Annotated in this window: 1 protein-coding gene; it reads left to right on the plus strand. The window is 71.4% G+C overall.

Going from position 1 to position 426, the window contains the following annotated elements; all coding sequences use genetic code 11:
• A partial coding sequence (locus DJ70_RS17710) for a helicase C-terminal domain-containing protein (RefSeq protein WP_275542345.1) occupies nucleotides 1-426 on the plus strand: 426 nt, incomplete at both ends.

Raw genomic sequence — 426 nt, forward strand, 5'->3', positions numbered from 1 at the left:
CCGGACGAGAAGGGGCTGATCCACGCGCACTCCTACGACATCGCCGGGCGGCTCGTCGAGAAACTGGGCGAGTTCGGCGTGGCCGCGCGCGTCCGCCGACACGCGCGGGCGAACCGCGACGCCGAACTGGAGGCGTGGAAGGCGAGTTCGGACCCCGAGGTGTTCGTCTCCGTGAAGATGGAGGAGGCGCTCGACCTGGAGGGGGATCTGTGCCGCTGGCAGGTGGTGTGTAAGGCGCCGTACCGCAACACCAACGACTCGCGGGTCGCCCGGCGGCTGGCCGACGGCCAGTGGGCGTGGTACCATCGAACCGCGCTGCGTACCGTGATACAGGCGTGCGGGCGCGTCGTCCGCGCGCCCGATGACCACGGGGCGACGTACCTCGCGGACGACTCGCTCCTCGACCTGTTCGACCGCGCGGCGGCG

It is taken from the genome of Halorubrum halodurans, from assembly GCF_002252985.1.
In the GTDB taxonomy this organism is placed as follows: Archaea; Halobacteriota; Halobacteria; order Halobacteriales; family Haloferacaceae; genus Halorubrum; species Halorubrum halodurans.